Raw genomic sequence first — 17,073 nt, 5'->3', positions numbered from 1 at the left:
TAATATCAATCTTAAAAACAGTAGTACTAATCCTAAAATTAGCCACTAGGGTTCTAGTGCACTTTACAATGCATTTAGAAAGAATAAGCAAAAAAGGGAATTACAAGTTTAGAGAATTGGAATTTATATAGTCTAAAAATTTACTTTTATATTGCTCAGATACCGTAATACGTTGGTTGTTTATGAGGATCTGACTCCGCTCTATAACTTCAATATTCTTTAATGAAACAATAAACGAGCGATGTACCCGCATAAAACTCTGTTCGGGAAGTTCCTCTTCGAGCGACTTTAAGCTCATCAATGTTAAAATTGCTTTTGGATTGTCTTTGATCCAAATTTTGATGTAATCTTTTAAACCCTCAAAATACAATACATCGGCTAATTTAATCCGCAATTGTTTGTACTCAGATTTTACAAAAAGAAATTCTTTTTCTGGCTGTTCTTTTAATTCTGGCACCACTGGAACCGGTACCGTTTGCTTTTTTGATAGATCAAACCAGACCTTCGCTTTATTTGCTGCAGTTAAGAACTCTGCATAATCAAAAGGTTTTAATAAATAATCTAAAGCTTCTACCTTAAACCCTTCTAAAGCATATTGATCAAAAGCCGTAGTAAGAATAAACCGCGTATTTTTAGGAAGCATTTTAGAAAACTCTAAGCCCGTTAAATCTGGCATTTGAATGTCTAAGAAAATTAAATCTACCGGCACTTCATTTAGGTAATCTAAAGCTTCCAATGCACTGCTGCATTTTTTTTTAAGTTGCAGAAATGGTGTTTTTGAAACATAGGACTCCACTAAATTTAGTGCCATAGGTTCATCATCTACTATAATACAGGTAATTACACTCATCTCTTAGGTTTCTATTCTTAAATCTACACTATAAATACCATCTTTTAATTGCGTCTCAAAAGTATATTTATCGGCATACAAAAGTGCCAAACCTTTCTTTAGGTTCTGTAAGCCTATCCCCGAACCACTTTTATCCGTCGTCGTTTTAGGAAAATTTGTATTCTCAATTTTAAAAATAACCAAATTATCTTCAGTAGTCAAGGCTATTTTAATCTCACTCTCTTGGGTTGCCGAAACTCCGTGTTTAAAGGCATTTTCAATAAGCGATATAAATAACAAAGGCGCTATTTGTATTTGTGTTTCTTCTAACGGAAAACTATAACTAATCTTTGTTTTATCTGAGGTACGTAACTCCATCAAATCTATATACTTCTTCAAAAAATCTATTTCCTTACTCAAAGCAATTACACTCGTATTTGTTTCATACAACAAGTAACGCATCAACTTACTTAAACTATGTAAGGTAGATTTAGCTTGCTCTGGTGCAACGTCTACCAAAGAATAGATATTATTTAAAGAATTAAAGAAAAAATGCGGCTGTAATTGGTAGCGCAAATGCTGAATCTCTGTTTGTAATTTTAAGGTTGCCGCCTCTTTAGTTGCTTTTTCTATCTTAACCCAGCGCTCGGTAGTTTTTAAAGCTACAGCGAAGGCAATAGGAACAATGGTTGCTATAATATTAAAATAGATAGACATTTCTTTACGTGGCATTTTTCTAGTCTCCTCACTACTAAGGTCTAGCCATTGGTTAAAATAAGAAGCTTTTAAGTGTTCTCTCAACATAATAGAAACCCCGATAATAATCACGTTAATGCCAATAAATTGCAGCAATTTATTGGAGAACAAAAGCTTATCAATAAGATACAGGTAATTGATATAAAATATAATTCCATAGAAAAACAAGTGCACCCAAGAGCGTATAAAAGTTTTTAATAACACTTGATCTTGTGTAGCATCTAGCGTAAGTAAAAAATAAGGCAAACTAAACAAGATAAACCATGCTAGAACATGCAATACAGGTAGTAGTACTTTATTATTTATGGGCATATTAAAAAATCTATTATTCATATCTCATTGCTGCTATAGGATCTAAGGCTGCTGCTTTACGTGCGGGGTACCATCCAAAGAATATACCTGTTACGGCACATACCGCAAAAGAGATTATTATAGACGATGCCGTAACACTTGTAGGCCAATGCAATACTGTTTCTATGATAAAAGTAGTGCTTAGTCCTAAAACTACCCCAATAATTCCACCTGTAATACTAATTAATATCGCTTCGATTAGAAATTGCATCAAGATATCGGCTCCTTTTGCACCTACTGCCAATCGTAAGCCTATCTCTCTGGTGCGTTCTTTTACAGAAACATACATAATGTTCATGATCCCAATACCTCCAATTAATAAGGAGATACTTGCAATAGCTACTAACAACACCGTTAACATCTCACTGGTAGCACTAAAGGTAGAAATTAATTCTTCCATAGAACGTACTTCATAATCTGCAGTGGCTCCACTTTGCAAACCATGTGCTTCATCCATAATTTTAGTGACCTCAGTTACCGCATCTGCAGATTGATCTTCACTCACGGCAGAAGCAATTATAGATTGTAAATAGTCTATCGCTAAAATACGTTTTTGTACCGTAGTATACGGAGCAAGAACCACATCGTCTTGATCTTGACCAAAAGTATTTTCTCCCTTTTCAGCCAATACGCCAATCACCATAAAGGGGATATTGTTAAACCGAATCATCTTCCCTACCGGATCTTCTCCATTCGTAAATACATTCTCTACGACCGTTTGCCCAATAACAGCAACCTTTGCTGCCGAAGCAACCTCAGCATCGGTAAACATACTTCCATTTTCTATTTCCCACACTTTGATGGCCAAATAGTCCGTATTCACCCCATAAATACTAGAAGGCCAGTTTTCGGCACCGTTGATCACTTGTCCGTTACCATCTACCTGCGGAGAAACATAGGTTAGTAAACTGGCTTCTGATGCTATTTTCTCATAATCATCAAGCGTAAGCGATTGCATTTCACTGCGGTCTAAACGTACTCCTGCTTTCCGTTCGGCATAAGGTCTTATGGTAATCATATTAGATCCCATATTAGATATTTGCGTTTTAATACTCTGTTTAGAGCCTTCACCAATGGCCAGCATGGCAATCACGGAAGCCACACCAATGATAACCCCTAACATGGTCAGCAAAGCCCTTACCTTATTTAAGATAATCGCTTTGAATGATATTTTTAATAAATTTAGAATTCTCATATCAGTCTTCATTTGGGATCGCTGCTAATTCTTCTTTAGCATCCTTAATGTTGGTATTCTTTTCGTCTTTTATAATCTGCCCATCTTTTAATACAATGGTACGCGTACTAAAAGAGGCGATATCTGGCTCGTGAGTTACAAAAATGATGGTTTTCCCTTGGCGATTCAGTTCTTGAAAAAGTGCAATAATCTCATAGGAAGTGCGGGTATCTAAATTCCCCGTAGCCTCATCTGCTAATAACACAATAGGATTATTCACTAATGATCTGGCTATTGCAACACGTTGCTGTTGCCCTCCTGATAGTTGCGAAGGCGTATGATGTAAACGTTCTGATAAACCCACCTTATCTAAGGCCTCTAGCGCTCTTTCTCTGCGTTCTTCTGTTGATACCGATGAATTGTATAACAAGGGTAATTCTACATTCTCTAAGGCCGTTGTTCTAGGCAATAGATTATACGACTGAAATACGAACCCTATTTTTTCATTCCTAATTTTAGCCAATTGATTCTTGTCTAGCTCTTTTACCGATACCCCATCTATCTTATAACTTCCCGATGTTGGTTGGTCTAAACAGCCTAAGGTATTAAGCATGGTACTTTTTCCTGAGCCACTTGTTCCCATAATAGTCACAAATTCTCCTTCTTCTATCGTAAATGAGACCCCTCTAAGGGCATGAACAATCTCATCCCCCATTCTAAACTCTCTTTTTAAATCGTCTATTTGTATGGCTATCTTTTTCATAATCATATATTTTTAACGTGGTCCGCCTCCTCCTGGCGGTTTTGATGGCATAAACGGACTTTCACTATCGCCACTGTTAGCGCCACTTTGGGACCCAGCAGCTATAGATTTCATTTGGTACACCACTTCATCATTAGCACTTATCCCCTCGATTATTTCTACATTAACACCATCACTAACGCCTAAACTCACTTTTTTCGGCTTAAGATTACCGTTGTCATTTACCCATAAAATGGTTGAATCTTCATCTGGCATTACACGATCTTTAGCTGCTGGTGGAGCGGCATTTTCTTGTCCGCCTTGCGCTTGATATGCTGCCATTAATTCTTGATTTGGCTTAAAATTGATGGCCTTGGCTTCTACGGTTAAAACATCTTTCAATTCTACCGTATAAATAGAAATTGTTGCCGTCAAGCCTGGTTTTAATTTTAGATCAGGATTGTCTGCCTTTATAACTACGGTATATGTTACCACATTGGAAGTGGTTGTTGGATTAAGACGGACTTGAGTAACGGTACCCTCAAACTCTTCACCTTGATACGCATCTACTGTAAAACTTACACGCTGCCCCTCTTTAACCTGTCCTATATCTGCCTCATCTACAGCTGCTTCTACCTGCATTTCTGTTAAATCTTTGGCAATCGTAAATAAGTTAGGCGTGCTATAACTTGCTGCTACCGTTTGCCCTTCATCTACATCTCTAGACAACACTACTCCGTTTATAGGAGAATAGATATTAGCGTAACTAAGGTTTGTTTTCGCATTCTGATAATCAGAATAGGTTTCTGAAACGGTATTCTTAGCTACCTCATAATTATACAAGGCTTCATCATAATCAGATTTGCTAATTACCTGATTGTCGTACAATACTTTCTGACGGTCATAAATAGTCTTCTGATAATTTCTATCGTTTACCGATTTATTATAATTAGCCTGTTGCTTGATTAATGTAGATTTTAAGGTGGTTTTATCCAATTCGGCTATAAGTTGCCCTTCGGTAACTATACTGTTATAATCTACATAGATCTTTTCTACCACTCCTGATACTTGCGTACCCACATCTACTTGTTTTACGGGCTCTATTGTTCCTGTAGCCGTCACCATCGTAGTAACATTTCCGGTTTTTGCAGGGACTGTGAGTACTTGTACTTCAGCGTTACCTGTCCCAGCAAAGAAGAAGAAATAACTTCCTAAACCAAGCGCGATAACAACTGCAGCTCCAATCCATTTTTTTGTTTTATTATTTTTCATATGATTAAATGCTTATTTGGTTTCCTTGATAAAATTGTAATAATTGATTGTACAATAAGTTTAAATATTTTGCTTGTATGTAATTTTGTTCTGTATTGGTATAGGTATTCTGACTCAAGATTAAATTTGTAGTACTCAATGCTCCCAATTCATATTGTTTCTGTGCCAATCTATAGGATTCTTTTGCCGCATTACGGGCAATATAGGCCGCGTTTAACTGACTCTGAGTGGCTATGGTGTTTTTCCACGCCGTTTCTACTTTCACATACAAGTCTTTCTCTTCTTGCGCTAATTGCAAGGCTGCATTGTCTATATTTAATTGTGCTTCTTGAACGGCTGCTTTTGTTTTATTCTTATTAAATATGGGAACGTTTAAGGACAAACCTACCCGTTGGTTAAAGTTGCCATCAAACTGATCGGTAAAATTTAAAGTTTGCGTAGATGTATATCCTGATCCTAAACTCCCCGTAAGTGATAAGGTGGGCAAGTATCCTCCTTTTGCAATATCTAAGGCTTTTTCTGATACCAAAACATTTGTTTTACTGGCATTTATTTCTGGAAGTATAGCTACGGCTTCTGCATATACTTCTTGTAGTTCAGGAACATTCTCTGCCAAATATTCTACCCCATCTACAATAGCAAAACTATCCGTTGATGAAAGTTCTAAGAGTTGCTTTAAACTCAGTAATTGTAGATCATAGGTATTTTTAGCCGCTATTAAATTATAGTTGTTTGTAGCAGTTTGAGATTTAGCATCTGTATAATCACGTATAGCTATAGAACCCGCATCAAAAAGTGCTTTTGCTCTCTCTTCTTCTTTCTGAGAAGTGCTTACATTGTTTTCTGCAATCTTTATAGCCTCTTTCGCATATAACAATTGAATGTAGGCTTCAGTAATATTTAAGGTGATGTTGTTCTGAGACTCTTGCGCGTATAACTGATACTGATCTACGAGCAGTTTACTTTGTTTAATTTGATTGTTGATCTGATTGCCTTGAAATAGTGTTACGGACGTATTTAAGGAAAGGCTTGTGGAGTTTATCTGCTGCGAAACAAAATCGCTCGTAATAGGGTCAATCGTATTCCCATTGGTAAGGTTCTGACTTGCTGTCCCTGATAGACTAGGCAAACGAGAAGATTTAGACTCCATTAAAGCTACCTCTGTTAGTTGCTTATTAATGTTGGCTTGTTGTATCGTAATGTTATGCGCTAATGCATAAGCTATACATTCTTCTAAGGTCCAAACCTTAGCATCTGAAGTATTAGGCTGCTCTTGAGCAAAAATGCCCAAGCTAAACAGTAGCGATGCTATAAGTGTATATAGTTTCATATGGAGTGATTTTTAATTTACACTTCAAAATTGAAACTTATACATGTATCTAGTAAACGGAATAGAAGTTCTGCCCTATTTCCTATACCAAAAGAAGAATTCTATCGATGAGATTTTTGAATGGGAAGTCAGTTTGCCATTGAGAATTGTATTAGCTGCCGCTTTATGGGTACTAAGCCTCTAACTTGTCTTTCTCTTTATCTTCCCAATCACCAACCCATTTATTGGGTCCTACTTGTTTTATTTTAGGAGTTCCTCTGGATAAAATCACTTTAAAATAACCTAGTATTGATACGCTCAGTACAAAAATAAAAAACATGATTATAAGGATACTTAGTGCAGAAATATTATCGCCTTGAAAAAGTCCATTTACTAATAAGGCATCAAAAGCTATCATGATTAAAGGAATAAGAAAATAAAAAACTACCATCTTTACACTATTAAAATACCAAGTCATATCCCTATTAAAAGCAAATAATAGTTGACCAATTATAAAAAAGATAAACACAAGAAAGAATAAAAAGCTTCTTAATAGTTTGCTTGTAAAAAACTTTTCTTTTATAATAACCGTATCGGTAATCTTATGATAATTAATGCTTAGCTTATCTCCTTCTTGAATTTGAGACGAGGAGATCTCTAATTTTCTTTCTAATGTTTTTCCCTCAATAGTAGTAAAACGTATGGTGGGAATATAGGAATCTCCTTTAGAATTATACGTCGTTTCATCTATAGTTATATTAAGCACTCTAGCGGTATAATTTTCTCCTGCAACCAGAGATTTAAATGTGTTTTGTACCGTAGTCAAGAAAAAATTACTAAAAAAAAGAAAGATAAAATTGATAAAAACTAAGAGTAATCCACTGTAAAAATAGGTAAACCAGCCTTTTTCAGGAGATAGTCTTTTTACAAAACAATAGGTGATTATTGAAATGATGCCAATAAATACTATAGAGTTGGTAGGGGTTATTTGCATATTTTAAAAGCGACTATGAATAGATGTACGATGCTATTTTTAAGAAATTTCCTTTAAATCCTATTTAGATTATCCATATTCTACAAGCGCATACCCCCAAATAGCAAAAAGAAATAGGCTTAAAAAGCTCAAGTTTAATCTCGCATTTTGTGATATATCTTGTTTCAAGAGTACATAACTACCCGAAATTAGCAGGATGAGGTTCCCGGAAATCATCAATACACCCAGTACGCCATTTAAACCGGACTGAATAGCAATTTCTTTACCTTCTACGGTAACGGTCTTTACTGTTTTAAATATTGGGCTACTGGTTATTTCAATATAGGAGCTTTCAATTTTTGTCCGTAACGTAGAAAATTTATAATCATTTTCGGTAGTGTAATTATAGCCCATGTGTTTGCTTCTTTCTTTAGAAGCTATGGAATGGTTTGGTAAAAATATCCATTCCGTATTCCGTAAACTTTCTGTCTGATGATGCTCGGGTAAGAGCAAAAAGTCTATTATAAACAAGGAACTTAATAAAAAAGGTACTGCAATTAATAGTAAAAATTTTCTTTTAAAATTCGTTTTTATAAATCCATTGATCCAATCTGCAAATCCATCCATCCAAAAATTCTTGAAATTAATTATTGAAATAAAACATATCTAGGTGGTACCAGTTGGTTCAATCGCATATAGACGAGCATCTGAGCCCTGTGGTGTGTGATATGATCACTTAACAATAACAGAATTTGCCTCTTTGTTCTATCTGCTCCAAAATAATCTAATCGCTCTTCTAATTTAACCAGTTCAAAATGGTTGATAAATGTTATTGCCGTATCAAATGTTTTATCAATAGTAGCCATCATCTCTGCCTTAGATTTATCGGCTACCTTAAGGGTTGTATCTGTATCCCAATCTCTTGCAGCTCTGCCTCCTAACAGCGACTCACTATGCCAATCCATTGCCCAAGCAATATGCATTAAATGCTCTTCAAAACTTAAGGATTCTGGTGTGGGCTTAAATGTGTAGTTCTCTTCGGGCATTGTTTCTGCCACAAGAAGTAAATATTTCCTTGAGTTTTCTAATCGCTCTACATACTGCTCAATAAAATTGTCTTGCTGGGCAAACAACGGTGATGCTTTAGAAGATAGTACCAATATAGCAGTAAGAACTAATAGTTTTCTCATGAGAATTCAAGTTTTTGTTTCTTTTACATAGTATTGGCAGCATTCACTACCGATGTTTTATAAGCTATTATAGCTTATAAGTTCTTTATAGAAAATACTAATATAGCAGAAAATTATTCAATTTAAATATACATTGATTTTCAGCTACCTAATTAAAGTACGATGCTTTTGGCCTCTTTCATATTCTCCAGTGCTTATTCTGAATAACGATTTGGGGCTACTATATTATTCGGATCTAGTTTGTTTTTCAGTTTCCCTGCGAGACTATCTTTCCAGTTGACACGATCTACATAGTCCTTTTGAAAAATGGTGGGCAACCGATATGGATAAATGCCAAGTTCTAATGAGAATGCTAATAAACGTCTATATAAGTCATGGGCATTTGCTACGGCTTCCTTTTCTGTTTTATTAAACAAAATTGGTATCGTAGATGCTATGATATTTTCATTCTGAATGGTTAAGGTTACCATAGGTTCTATGTTAAACGCTTTAAATATTTTATAGATACCCACCATATATTCATTAATAATAGCAATTTTAAATGGTAAAACTGGTGCGTACCATAAAATTCCTATATGATCCTTTAATGGATTGTATTTTTTGTCTCCATCAGCTATATCCGATAGAGAGTATATTAAATTAAGAGGATATCTAGAAGGTTTTCCTTTTAAAATGGAGAAGCCTTCTTTTATTTTTTTTAGGTCCTCAGCATCAACAAAGAGCTTCCCTAGCCAACTTTTATTAATTATGACATTGTTAGAAGCTATGTAGCGCTTTTTTGTACCAATACCTCTCAATGCCTTTTTTAACTCTTTTTTTATGGTCGCTCTAATTCCTTTTGAGCCATAGATTGCCCCCATAACAGTCCAATCTTCTAACTTATGCGCCGTTTTAAGCTTTTGTATTTTATCTTCAGCGCAATAACCTTGTTCCTCTAACAGGTAATGGCTTTTCATAGCCAACATCCTACGGGTATTCATTAGGTTAATCCCCGATATGAAACCTTTATACGATTCTTTTATTTCCTTCAATTTTAATAAACACTCGTCTAGCGCTTCATTAGAAATAGCCATCGTAAATAGTACAATTTTATCTGGCGTACGCTCTAGCTTTATGGTCATTTCGTAAACAACCCCAAAATTGGATTGAAAGAAAATATAATCAAAATTAGGCCCCACTCCCCATTTATGATGTTTGTCTAATTGTGATAGTCCTAATTCAGAAAAAGGAGATTGGTAGGTACTCCCATCGGGTAAAATTGCTTTTAAGGAACGTACGGATGCTACATGATCATGAATTGGAGTAATTCCAAATCCTCGCTCTAAAGCATTTCCCATAATATTTGCCTCTGGCCCTGCCCCAGTTACTGGCACCATAAATTCATAAGAATTAGCTTTTAAATAATTATAGAGTTTTTCTTGGGTTAAACCAGGTCCAAACGTCAATAACCCCTCTTCAGCATCAAAGCTGATGACCCCTGGCATTTTTGACAAATTCATTACAATTGGAGTATTTTCATCAGACGGAAAACTACTTCCATACCCCCAGTTATTACCTGATGAAACTGGATAAAAACTACAAGCATTTGTATTGCAATACACTATAATATCTTTTATCTCCTCTGTAGTTTCTGGATACACTATATTTTTACTTGCGGCCAGCTGATCTAAACACCTTGTGATGGTCTGTTTATGCATTGTAGTATTTGTAGATGGTTTCTCTAAATAGGTTCGGGAAGTGTTCTGCGTCAATCATATTTAAATCGCAATACATTAATTGCGCAGGAGCCTCTGAAAGTTTTTCATATTCTTTTTCACTACCAAGTTTTATACAATTGAAAAAACTCTCATAAAAATTACATGAATTGGGGTGTACGGAGAGAATTACATTGGTTACTCCCCTTTTTAGGCTCTCTGAACTCAAGAAGGAAAGTAAATTTAAAAGATCGCTATATCTAGGTATTTTTCTGCAATCTGCAAGCAGACAAACTTCTGCAACAAACTCTTTTACTTTTAGAAGTTCTGTTATTTCTTCTGCATAGATATCTGAGCTAGGCAGTTCTTCTTTTTTGGAGCTAATGATGGCGGAACATGTGATAATAGGATGCTCGCCTTTTCTACCATAGGCTCTAATAAAACTATGTTTCTTCACTCTATTAATATGGGTAAAATCTCCTTCTTCTATTAATTTTTTTGAATGATATGCTTTCTGAATAAGGGTATCGGTACATTCATATTCTTCGTCTGTTGAAACTATTTTAAATTCCATTTTAGGGTGCTTTTACGTTATACATGTAGTTGTTACTTCTTGGATCACGTCATTTCACCCTCCATAAGATCCCCAAATTATGACGTAACTATGTATTTGTGTCGTAGGTAAAATAGTACACCACTAATATATGTAATTATTAAGCACTTCATTCTACCATACGTTGAAGATTATAAACAATATCCTCAAAAATTGTAGTTTTTAAGTACCGCCCTTAAGAGTAGAAAAGACTATATTCCTAGCTCAAAATTCAGAAATGATCAACGTATCTTCATGAAATCAGCGCTATTCCTACTTCTTTTACTATTGGCGCTACAGTGTACCTATCCTCAAAACGCTTCGCCAAAAGAAAATGTTACGATGGCTATTACGGTAGAAAACCCACTACCCATCATAAGATCCAATGAAACCATAACCTTAAGCGGCCCTTTTATTACAGCCCATTTTACAAATGCTACGCTTACTCATATTCAAGTAAAAGATTTACAGACTCATACTTTTTTAACCACACAAGCCATGGATTATAATGAAGATGGCGATCCAGAAGAATTTATTTTTCAAAGTGATTTTGCTCCAAATGAACAAAGAAGCTTTGAAATTAGTCTCTTTAATAAAGCTGATGTTACTTCTGCTATAGTAGCTGCTGCTTATCTCCCTACACAAGAAGGTATGGAAGATTTTACTTGGGAGAATGATTTTATTGGTTATCGGTTTTACGGTCAAGAGCGAGCAATAAAGCAAGGTACCGGAATTGCTATGGATGTTTGGTGTAAACGGGTTCCTGAAATCCTAATAGAAAAATGGTATGCCCCTTCACAGAGTTACCATGTAGATACAGGCTACGGTGCAGATCATTATAGTTCTGGAAAGAACCAAGGGTGCGGCGGTACAGGTATTTTCACAAACGATTCTATTTATTTTTCAAATGCTTTTTACGATCAGCACATTATTGCAAATGGTCCTATTCGTACGGTCTTTGAATTAAAATTTACAGGATGGACTCTAGATGATGATCTTTTAGAAATCAAAAGAGTAACCTTGGATGCTGGTCATTATTTTAATAAAATTGAAAGTACCTATACTACGGATATTGCTGCTCTAGGATATACCCATGCGGTAGGTTTTGTACAACGTGATGATTCCTACACCAGAATTGAACAAGATTTAGGTTGGCTAGCGAGTTGGGAGTCTTTAGGAGAAGGCAAAGGAAACTTGGGTACTGGTTTAATTGCAGCGCCAGATGCTATTGTAAAAATTGACAGGATCAATAATCATTTGGTGAGCCTCCTGCAAGCTAAACCACAAACAGGTACTTCTTATTACGCAGGTGCTGCTTGGGATCAGTTTGGTGCCATACCCTCAAAAGAAGCATGGCTACACTATATAGCACAACAAGCGGAATGCATTCAAAACCCTTGTGTCATTACTGAAAAAGAGTAAGAATAGCTTGTATATGCTGAGTTTCTTTATTTAATACTATTTTTAAGTTTCAATTACATCTACTACCATGAAGAATTTACAATCTTATTTAAAAGCACGTGTTCCTATTAGCTCCACAGATATTGAATTGCTCCATACATATTTCACAAAAGAGGAAGTACCCGCGCAAACTCCTCTTTTAGCTTCAGGGAGTATAGAACGCTACCTGTACTTTCTGAGTAAAGGTATTGTAAAAGGGTATCAAAATATGGATGGTAAAATTGTTATTCAACATCTTGTTGCTGAACATGATTTTTTTACGTCACTAGAAAGTTTTATGACTCAAACTCCTACTACAGATTATTACGAAACTATTACACCATGTACCATATTAAAAATTGCTAAGACAGACTTTGATTCTTTACAAGAAAAGAGCTCTTTTTGGACAGATGCTGTAAACATTATTACCAATGAACATTTAAATTGCAAATTAGAACGTGTAAAAGATTTTCAAATCTTAACAGCCAAAGAACGGTATCTAAAATTTGTTGCACAAAACCCTAAACTCGCCTTACAAGTATCTATAGATAATATTGCTTCTTTTTTAGGAATAGAACCGCAGTCTTTGAGTAGAATCCGAAAACAAATTGCTTTCTAACAAATGTTATTTTTGATCTCTTGAATTTCATTGAAATTTACTTTCATAAATTTAAGAATAGTATGAGCAAAGAAATTTCATTAGTAACCGGAGCAAATGGTCATTTAGGCAACAATTTAGTCCGACTTTTAGTCGCAGAAAACCACAACGTACGCGCAAGCGTTAGAAACCTAAAAAATCTATCCCCTTTTAAAGGAGTAGCTTGTGAAGTTGTTGAAGCAGATATCACCGACAGCGCTTCCTTGCGTAAAGCTTTTAAAGGAGTTACCAACCTTTATGCCGTAGCTGCAAATTTTAGCATGTGGGCCAAAAACCCTAAAAAAGATATCTATGACACCAACGTTCAAGGCACACGAAATGTGTTTGATATAGCCAAAGAATGCGGCATTAAAAACATTGTATATATTAGTTCTGTAGCCTCTTTAGATTTTACAACACTGCCTGCATCGGTAACCAACGGGTATAATAAAGACCGTAGGAATTGGTATTATAATTCGAAAAATGATTCCGATCAATTAGCAATAGCTTTAGGCGAAAAGTATGGTATAAGAACTGTTGTAGTGCTCCCTTCTGCCATGATTGGCGCAGAAGCTTTTAAACTAAGTTATACCAATAACCTAAGTCCTTCAAATTTTAAAAGGCGAAATACCTGTAGATACCAACGTGACCCTAAATTGGATTTCTGTAAAAGATGTTGCGCTCGGAGCGTATAACGCTATGAATAAAGGACGCCATTTAGAGCGCTATATTCTCGCCAATGAAATGCATACTACCTTGCAAGAAAGTGTAGCCATTGCCGCAAATCTGTATCCAGAATTAAAGCTTAAGACCCCCAAAAAAATACCCAAATGGCTTTTATATACCGTGGCAGCTCTTATGGAATGGAGTAGTAAATTAACAAGAAAAGAGCCCTTATTACAGCGCCAATATGTAACTATGTTTTACGGTTTAAAACAAGATTATGACCTTCAAAAATCTAGAGAAGAATTAGGTTTTAACCCGAAACCTTCAAGAAAAGCCTTAGAAGAGGCGCTGAGGTATTTAAAAAATGATTGGAAACCACTAGTAATCTAAAATCAGCATTAAGTTTACTTTCAGAAACTATTGGTTCTGGAGGTAAACTTAATCAGTACGCTGACACGGAATAATCTTATAAAGCAGAATTATATACCTCTTCTAACTTTTGTTCCATGTGTTCAAACCAATAGGCATCATCTTCTGGCTTGAAAGAAAATTTAGTTAATAATCCTGTACCCAACATCATCCAGGAGAATATATTAATTGGTCTTATTTTTCTACCACTTAAAGAAAATTTCTGTATTTCGGTAATGATGGTTCCTGCTTGATTTTTTTCCAACTTAAATAGGGTTGTATTTTTTATTCCAGCTTGATGTCTAACGGTCATAAAAGCCTTGTTTTTAGTACTCTCTATAATAGTGCATAATACAACATCTCCTTCACAATCTTCTCCAGTATGAATTTCTGTCCATTGATTTCCTATTTCTAATTCAAAAGAGGCATTCACTTCATTATGATAACAAGGGTCTTTCGTAATTGCTACTGCATATTTTGGATGCGTTAAAAATTCCCAGATTTGATCTGGTTGATATGCACTTTGAAATTGAACTATCGTTGTAGTATGTTTTCTTTCTACTTTCATTGCTGAATTTTAACCCTTTAGTTTACTAATTAATTTTTAACATATTGGCTGCCTCATTATTTTTTTGCAGCTATGTAATTTTCAGCCACACGAACACTTTTTTTATCATTCGAAGAATGAAAGAAGCTTTCTGCTTTTTTTTTGTTAGACGCCCTAATTACTTTTTTTCTACATATTTGTTGCTAATCCACCCTCTCAGTTTTTGTTGTTCAAAATCATAAGAAATTGGAGAAGAACATACATCATCATTTATGGCTTCATTGGAGATTTCTACATACAACCAAGTTCTTTCCTCATGATCATTTCCTTTATACGTCGCTAGAACGCTTACTACGGCACCTTTATATAGTTTTGCTATTATATTAGTTTGCTCATCGCAGGTAAAACTTGCATTATGACTATTTAAATCTGCCGAAAACCGAACGTTGTAATTATCGGTCGTAATACGTACATCATAGGCCTCCTCTAATGCATGTCCAGGTAATAGTACGAGTCTATAATTGTCCTCATCATTATAATATTCGTGGTTATAGGAAACATAATTATTTTCAAGAACGACTTCATCTGCTACAAAAGAAAAATCTCTATGCGAACCAAAAGGACTTTCTCCGCAACAATGATTGGTTACAGAATTTAAAGTAAGTTTTGAAGCCTTATTATTTCTTGAATCGATAAAATCAACGCTAACTACCCCAAACTCGTCTATCACTTTTTTATAAGTTCCTTTGGTATTTAAATGAACCCTCAAGCAATTACCTTCTCCACATCCAAAACTAAAAATATAATCTAAATCGTGATCGTTATCTACGTCTATCAATTTGATTGAAAAATCTTCACTAGTATTCGCATAATTCTCCTTGTAATCTTTTATAACAGCATCGATACTGTCAGATTCATTTTGAGCAACAATTAAAAGCGGAATCATAAAAAAAATACCAACTAATTTAAATTTCATTGTTCTAAGTTTAGGGTTATTCATAACTTTTAAATGGACTCATAGACTAACTAGCTTGCTTATTCCTTTTCTGAAATTGTATAAAATTCATCCCACTGTAACAGTTCAAACGATGTACTTTTCTTAAAAATGTTTCTTGCCATTGCTTGTCCCAAAACCTGTACTGGAATTCCACGATATTTTCGAAACCTCCCCATAAATAAGGGTTTCAGAAGCGGCCAAACCTTTAAAGTAACAGCCTGCGCAATGCCATACCTGTTTGTTGGCGTTAAAATCATTGAAGGTTGAAAGATACTCAATCGCTCAAAATTTAGCGCTTTTAGCGCTGCTACCAGCTCACCTTTAACTCTTAAATAAAAAGATTTTGATGTAGGACTTATATCAACCGAAGACAACAGTTCAAAATGAGAAACACCTGCATTTTTGCAGGCTACAGCAAAATCAAGCACCGCTGTTTTATCTATTTTTATAAATTCTTCTTTACTTATTTTTGAAGGCTCTCCTACTCCTAAGGTGCAAATAGCTGCCGTATGGCCTTTTAAAAAATTTTGATAAGAACTAACATCCAGGATATTAATTTTATGCTGCTGCACAGCTGTATCGCTTATATTTGGAATGGGACTTCTGCCCAGTATTGTTAACTGGGGTATGCTTTTTAATTGAAGTAAGGCTTGTAGGGTTTCTGTACCAACCGCACCACTTGCCCCTAACATTACTATTGCTGTTTGCTTGGATTCTAAACTCATTGTATTATGCTAAAAATTAAGATGGTTGCTACGGTTATTTAGCCTCTAAAGAATGGTTACACATAGTACCCATAACCGAAAACTAAAATACAATTAATTCCAACGCCTTATGAGTTCATTCACTCCTTTTGTAATGCCTGTATAAAATTCGCCATTTTTAAATTCTGGCAAAATCGTTTCGGCAATTACCTCATTACAAATCTCATCTGTATACCTGTTCTGTTCCTAATCCGGTTGCAATCGCAATTTGTCTACAAGGTTTGCAAATAACGATTACCAAGCCATTATTTTTATCCGCGGCACCCACTCCCCATTCATTTCCTAAATCTGAAGCATACTTTTCAATATTTTTATAAGGCGCAATACTATCTATGGTTATTACCGCTATTTGTCGTGTAGTAGTACTGTCATACTCATACAGTACTTTTGTTAATTCTAAATATTGTGTCTCCGAAAAAATTTGTCCATAATCGTTAACAATACCAACGGACTTAGGAAAGCCATTTTTTTCCAATTCTGATGGGCCAAATTCAGCTATTGGTTTCTCTATTCCAGATTCTTGTGCTGTCCCTTTACAGGAAAACAAGCTAATTATTAAAACGAAAAGGAATAATTTAGTGTCGATTTTCATTCTTTCTATGGCCTTTAATGGTAAAGTATAAAACTAAGGTTTTTTTATATATTGAGTTTTCCAATCATTTTTAGCTAGCACCATATGCCGTGTCATCCATCTTTTCGAACAAAACCAATGCTGTCTTTTACCCTAAAAGA

General features: G+C 35.2%; 18 protein-coding genes and 1 pseudogene. 4 read left to right on the top strand and 15 right to left on the bottom strand.

Features of this window, described 5'->3' with window-relative positions; translation table 11 throughout:
* Nucleotides 1–100: 100 nt before the first annotated feature.
* The 11 genes from BLQ19_RS09075 to BLQ19_RS09025 all read right to left on the bottom strand — a co-directional run bounded on the left by BLQ19_RS09075 (nucleotide 101) and on the right by BLQ19_RS09025 (nucleotide 10,864).
* The gene (locus BLQ19_RS09075) at nucleotides 101–850 is read right to left on the bottom strand and encodes a LytR/AlgR family response regulator transcription factor (RefSeq protein WP_074538122.1); all 750 of its coding nucleotides are present in this window, start codon (nucleotides 848–850) and stop codon (nucleotides 101–103) included.
* Nucleotides 851–853: 3 nt separating this feature from the next.
* Nucleotides 854–1,918 (bottom strand): sensor histidine kinase, encoded by a 1,065-nt coding sequence (locus BLQ19_RS09070; RefSeq protein WP_254788315.1) that lies wholly within the window; start codon nucleotides 1,916–1,918, stop codon nucleotides 854–856.
* On the bottom strand, nucleotides 1,911–3,131 hold the full coding sequence (locus BLQ19_RS09065; RefSeq protein WP_074538208.1) for an ABC transporter permease: 1,221 nt from the start codon (nucleotides 3,129–3,131) through the stop codon (nucleotides 1,911–1,913). The genes BLQ19_RS09070 and BLQ19_RS09065 overlap by 8 nt, the downstream gene beginning before the upstream one ends.
* Nucleotide 3,132: 1 nt before the next feature.
* Nucleotides 3,133–3,873, bottom strand: a complete 741-nt coding sequence (locus BLQ19_RS09060) for an ABC transporter ATP-binding protein (RefSeq protein ID WP_074538121.1) — start codon at nucleotides 3,871–3,873, stop codon at nucleotides 3,133–3,135.
* Between the two features lie 12 nt (nucleotides 3,874–3,885).
* Nucleotides 3,886–5,124, bottom strand: a complete 1,239-nt coding sequence (locus BLQ19_RS09055) for an efflux RND transporter periplasmic adaptor subunit (protein WP_074538120.1) — start codon at nucleotides 5,122–5,124, stop codon at nucleotides 3,886–3,888.
* A 4-nt stretch (nucleotides 5,125–5,128) separates the two neighbouring features.
* Entirely contained in the window at nucleotides 5,129–6,454 is a 1,326-nt protein-coding gene (locus BLQ19_RS09050) for a TolC family protein (protein ID WP_074538119.1), read from the bottom strand.
* 172 nt (nucleotides 6,455–6,626) lie between these two features.
* Complete coding sequence (locus BLQ19_RS09045; RefSeq protein ID WP_074538118.1) at nucleotides 6,627–7,427, bottom strand: hypothetical protein; 801 nt, start codon at nucleotides 7,425–7,427, stop codon at nucleotides 6,627–6,629.
* Nucleotides 7,428–7,496: 69 nt separating this feature from the next.
* A complete protein-coding gene (locus tag BLQ19_RS09040; RefSeq protein ID WP_029449531.1) occupies nucleotides 7,497–8,033 on the bottom strand; it encodes a hypothetical protein in 537 nt (178 codons plus the stop codon).
* Between the two features lie 20 nt (nucleotides 8,034–8,053).
* Nucleotides 8,054–8,596, bottom strand: coding sequence for a DinB family protein (locus BLQ19_RS09035; RefSeq protein ID WP_074538117.1), 543 nt, complete (start codon nucleotides 8,594–8,596; stop codon nucleotides 8,054–8,056).
* A 194-nt stretch (nucleotides 8,597–8,790) separates the two neighbouring features.
* Nucleotides 8,791–10,293 carry an FAD-binding oxidoreductase gene (locus BLQ19_RS09030; RefSeq protein WP_074538116.1) on the bottom strand — a complete coding sequence of 501 codons (1,503 nt, stop codon included), beginning with the start codon at nucleotides 10,291–10,293 and terminating at the stop codon, nucleotides 8,791–8,793.
* Complete coding sequence (locus BLQ19_RS09025; protein ID WP_074538115.1) at nucleotides 10,286–10,864, bottom strand: N-acyl amino acid synthase FeeM domain-containing protein; 579 nt, start codon at nucleotides 10,862–10,864, stop codon at nucleotides 10,286–10,288. The genes BLQ19_RS09030 and BLQ19_RS09025 overlap by 8 nt, the downstream gene beginning before the upstream one ends.
* A 273-nt stretch (nucleotides 10,865–11,137) precedes the next feature.
* Here BLQ19_RS09025 and BLQ19_RS09020 point away from each other — a divergent pair, with 273 nt between their 5' ends.
* The 4 genes from BLQ19_RS09020 (at nucleotide 11,138) to BLQ19_RS21550 (ending at nucleotide 14,015) form a co-directional block, all read left to right on the top strand.
* Complete coding sequence (locus tag BLQ19_RS09020; protein ID WP_074538114.1) at nucleotides 11,138–12,304, top strand: DUF4861 family protein; 1,167 nt, start codon at nucleotides 11,138–11,140, stop codon at nucleotides 12,302–12,304.
* A 67-nt stretch (nucleotides 12,305–12,371) separates the two neighbouring features.
* Nucleotides 12,372–12,941: a Crp/Fnr family transcriptional regulator gene (locus BLQ19_RS09015; RefSeq protein WP_025615424.1), complete on the top strand. Its 570-nt coding sequence runs from the start codon at nucleotides 12,372–12,374 to the stop codon at nucleotides 12,939–12,941.
* Between the two features lie 62 nt (nucleotides 12,942–13,003).
* The gene (locus BLQ19_RS21555; protein WP_254788312.1) at nucleotides 13,004–13,654 is read left to right on the top strand and encodes an NAD-dependent epimerase/dehydratase family protein; all 651 of its coding nucleotides are present in this window, start codon (nucleotides 13,004–13,006) and stop codon (nucleotides 13,652–13,654) included.
* Between the two features lie 4 nt (nucleotides 13,655–13,658).
* Nucleotides 13,659–14,015 (top strand): Rossmann-fold NAD(P)-binding domain-containing protein, encoded by a 357-nt coding sequence (locus tag BLQ19_RS21550; RefSeq protein ID WP_254788309.1) that lies wholly within the window; start codon nucleotides 13,659–13,661, stop codon nucleotides 14,013–14,015.
* Between the two features lie 76 nt (nucleotides 14,016–14,091).
* Here BLQ19_RS21550 and BLQ19_RS09005 read toward each other — a convergent pair whose 3' ends face one another.
* The 4 genes and pseudogenes from BLQ19_RS09005 to BLQ19_RS08990 all read right to left on the bottom strand — a co-directional run bounded on the left by BLQ19_RS09005 (nucleotide 14,092) and on the right by BLQ19_RS08990 (nucleotide 16,933).
* Entirely contained in the window at nucleotides 14,092–14,601 is a 510-nt protein-coding gene (locus tag BLQ19_RS09005) for a hypothetical protein (protein WP_074538113.1), read from the bottom strand.
* 157 nt (nucleotides 14,602–14,758) lie between these two features.
* The gene (locus BLQ19_RS09000; RefSeq protein ID WP_139150229.1) at nucleotides 14,759–15,556 is read right to left on the bottom strand and encodes a hypothetical protein; all 798 of its coding nucleotides are present in this window, start codon (nucleotides 15,554–15,556) and stop codon (nucleotides 14,759–14,761) included.
* A 59-nt stretch (nucleotides 15,557–15,615) separates the two neighbouring features.
* Nucleotides 15,616–16,302 carry an NAD(P)H-binding protein gene (locus BLQ19_RS08995; RefSeq protein ID WP_074538111.1) on the bottom strand — a complete coding sequence of 229 codons (687 nt, stop codon included), beginning with the start codon at nucleotides 16,300–16,302 and terminating at the stop codon, nucleotides 15,616–15,618.
* A gap of 93 nt (nucleotides 16,303–16,395) precedes the next feature.
* Nucleotides 16,396–16,933, bottom strand: a pseudogene (locus tag BLQ19_RS08990) (TPM domain-containing protein).
* Nucleotides 16,934–17,073: the final 140 nt, after the last annotated feature.

This window comes from Cellulophaga baltica, from assembly GCF_900102165.1.
Lineage (GTDB): Bacteria > Bacteroidota > Bacteroidia > Flavobacteriales > Flavobacteriaceae > Cellulophaga > Cellulophaga baltica.
This window is presented reverse-complemented; position numbering and strand designations above follow the sequence as displayed.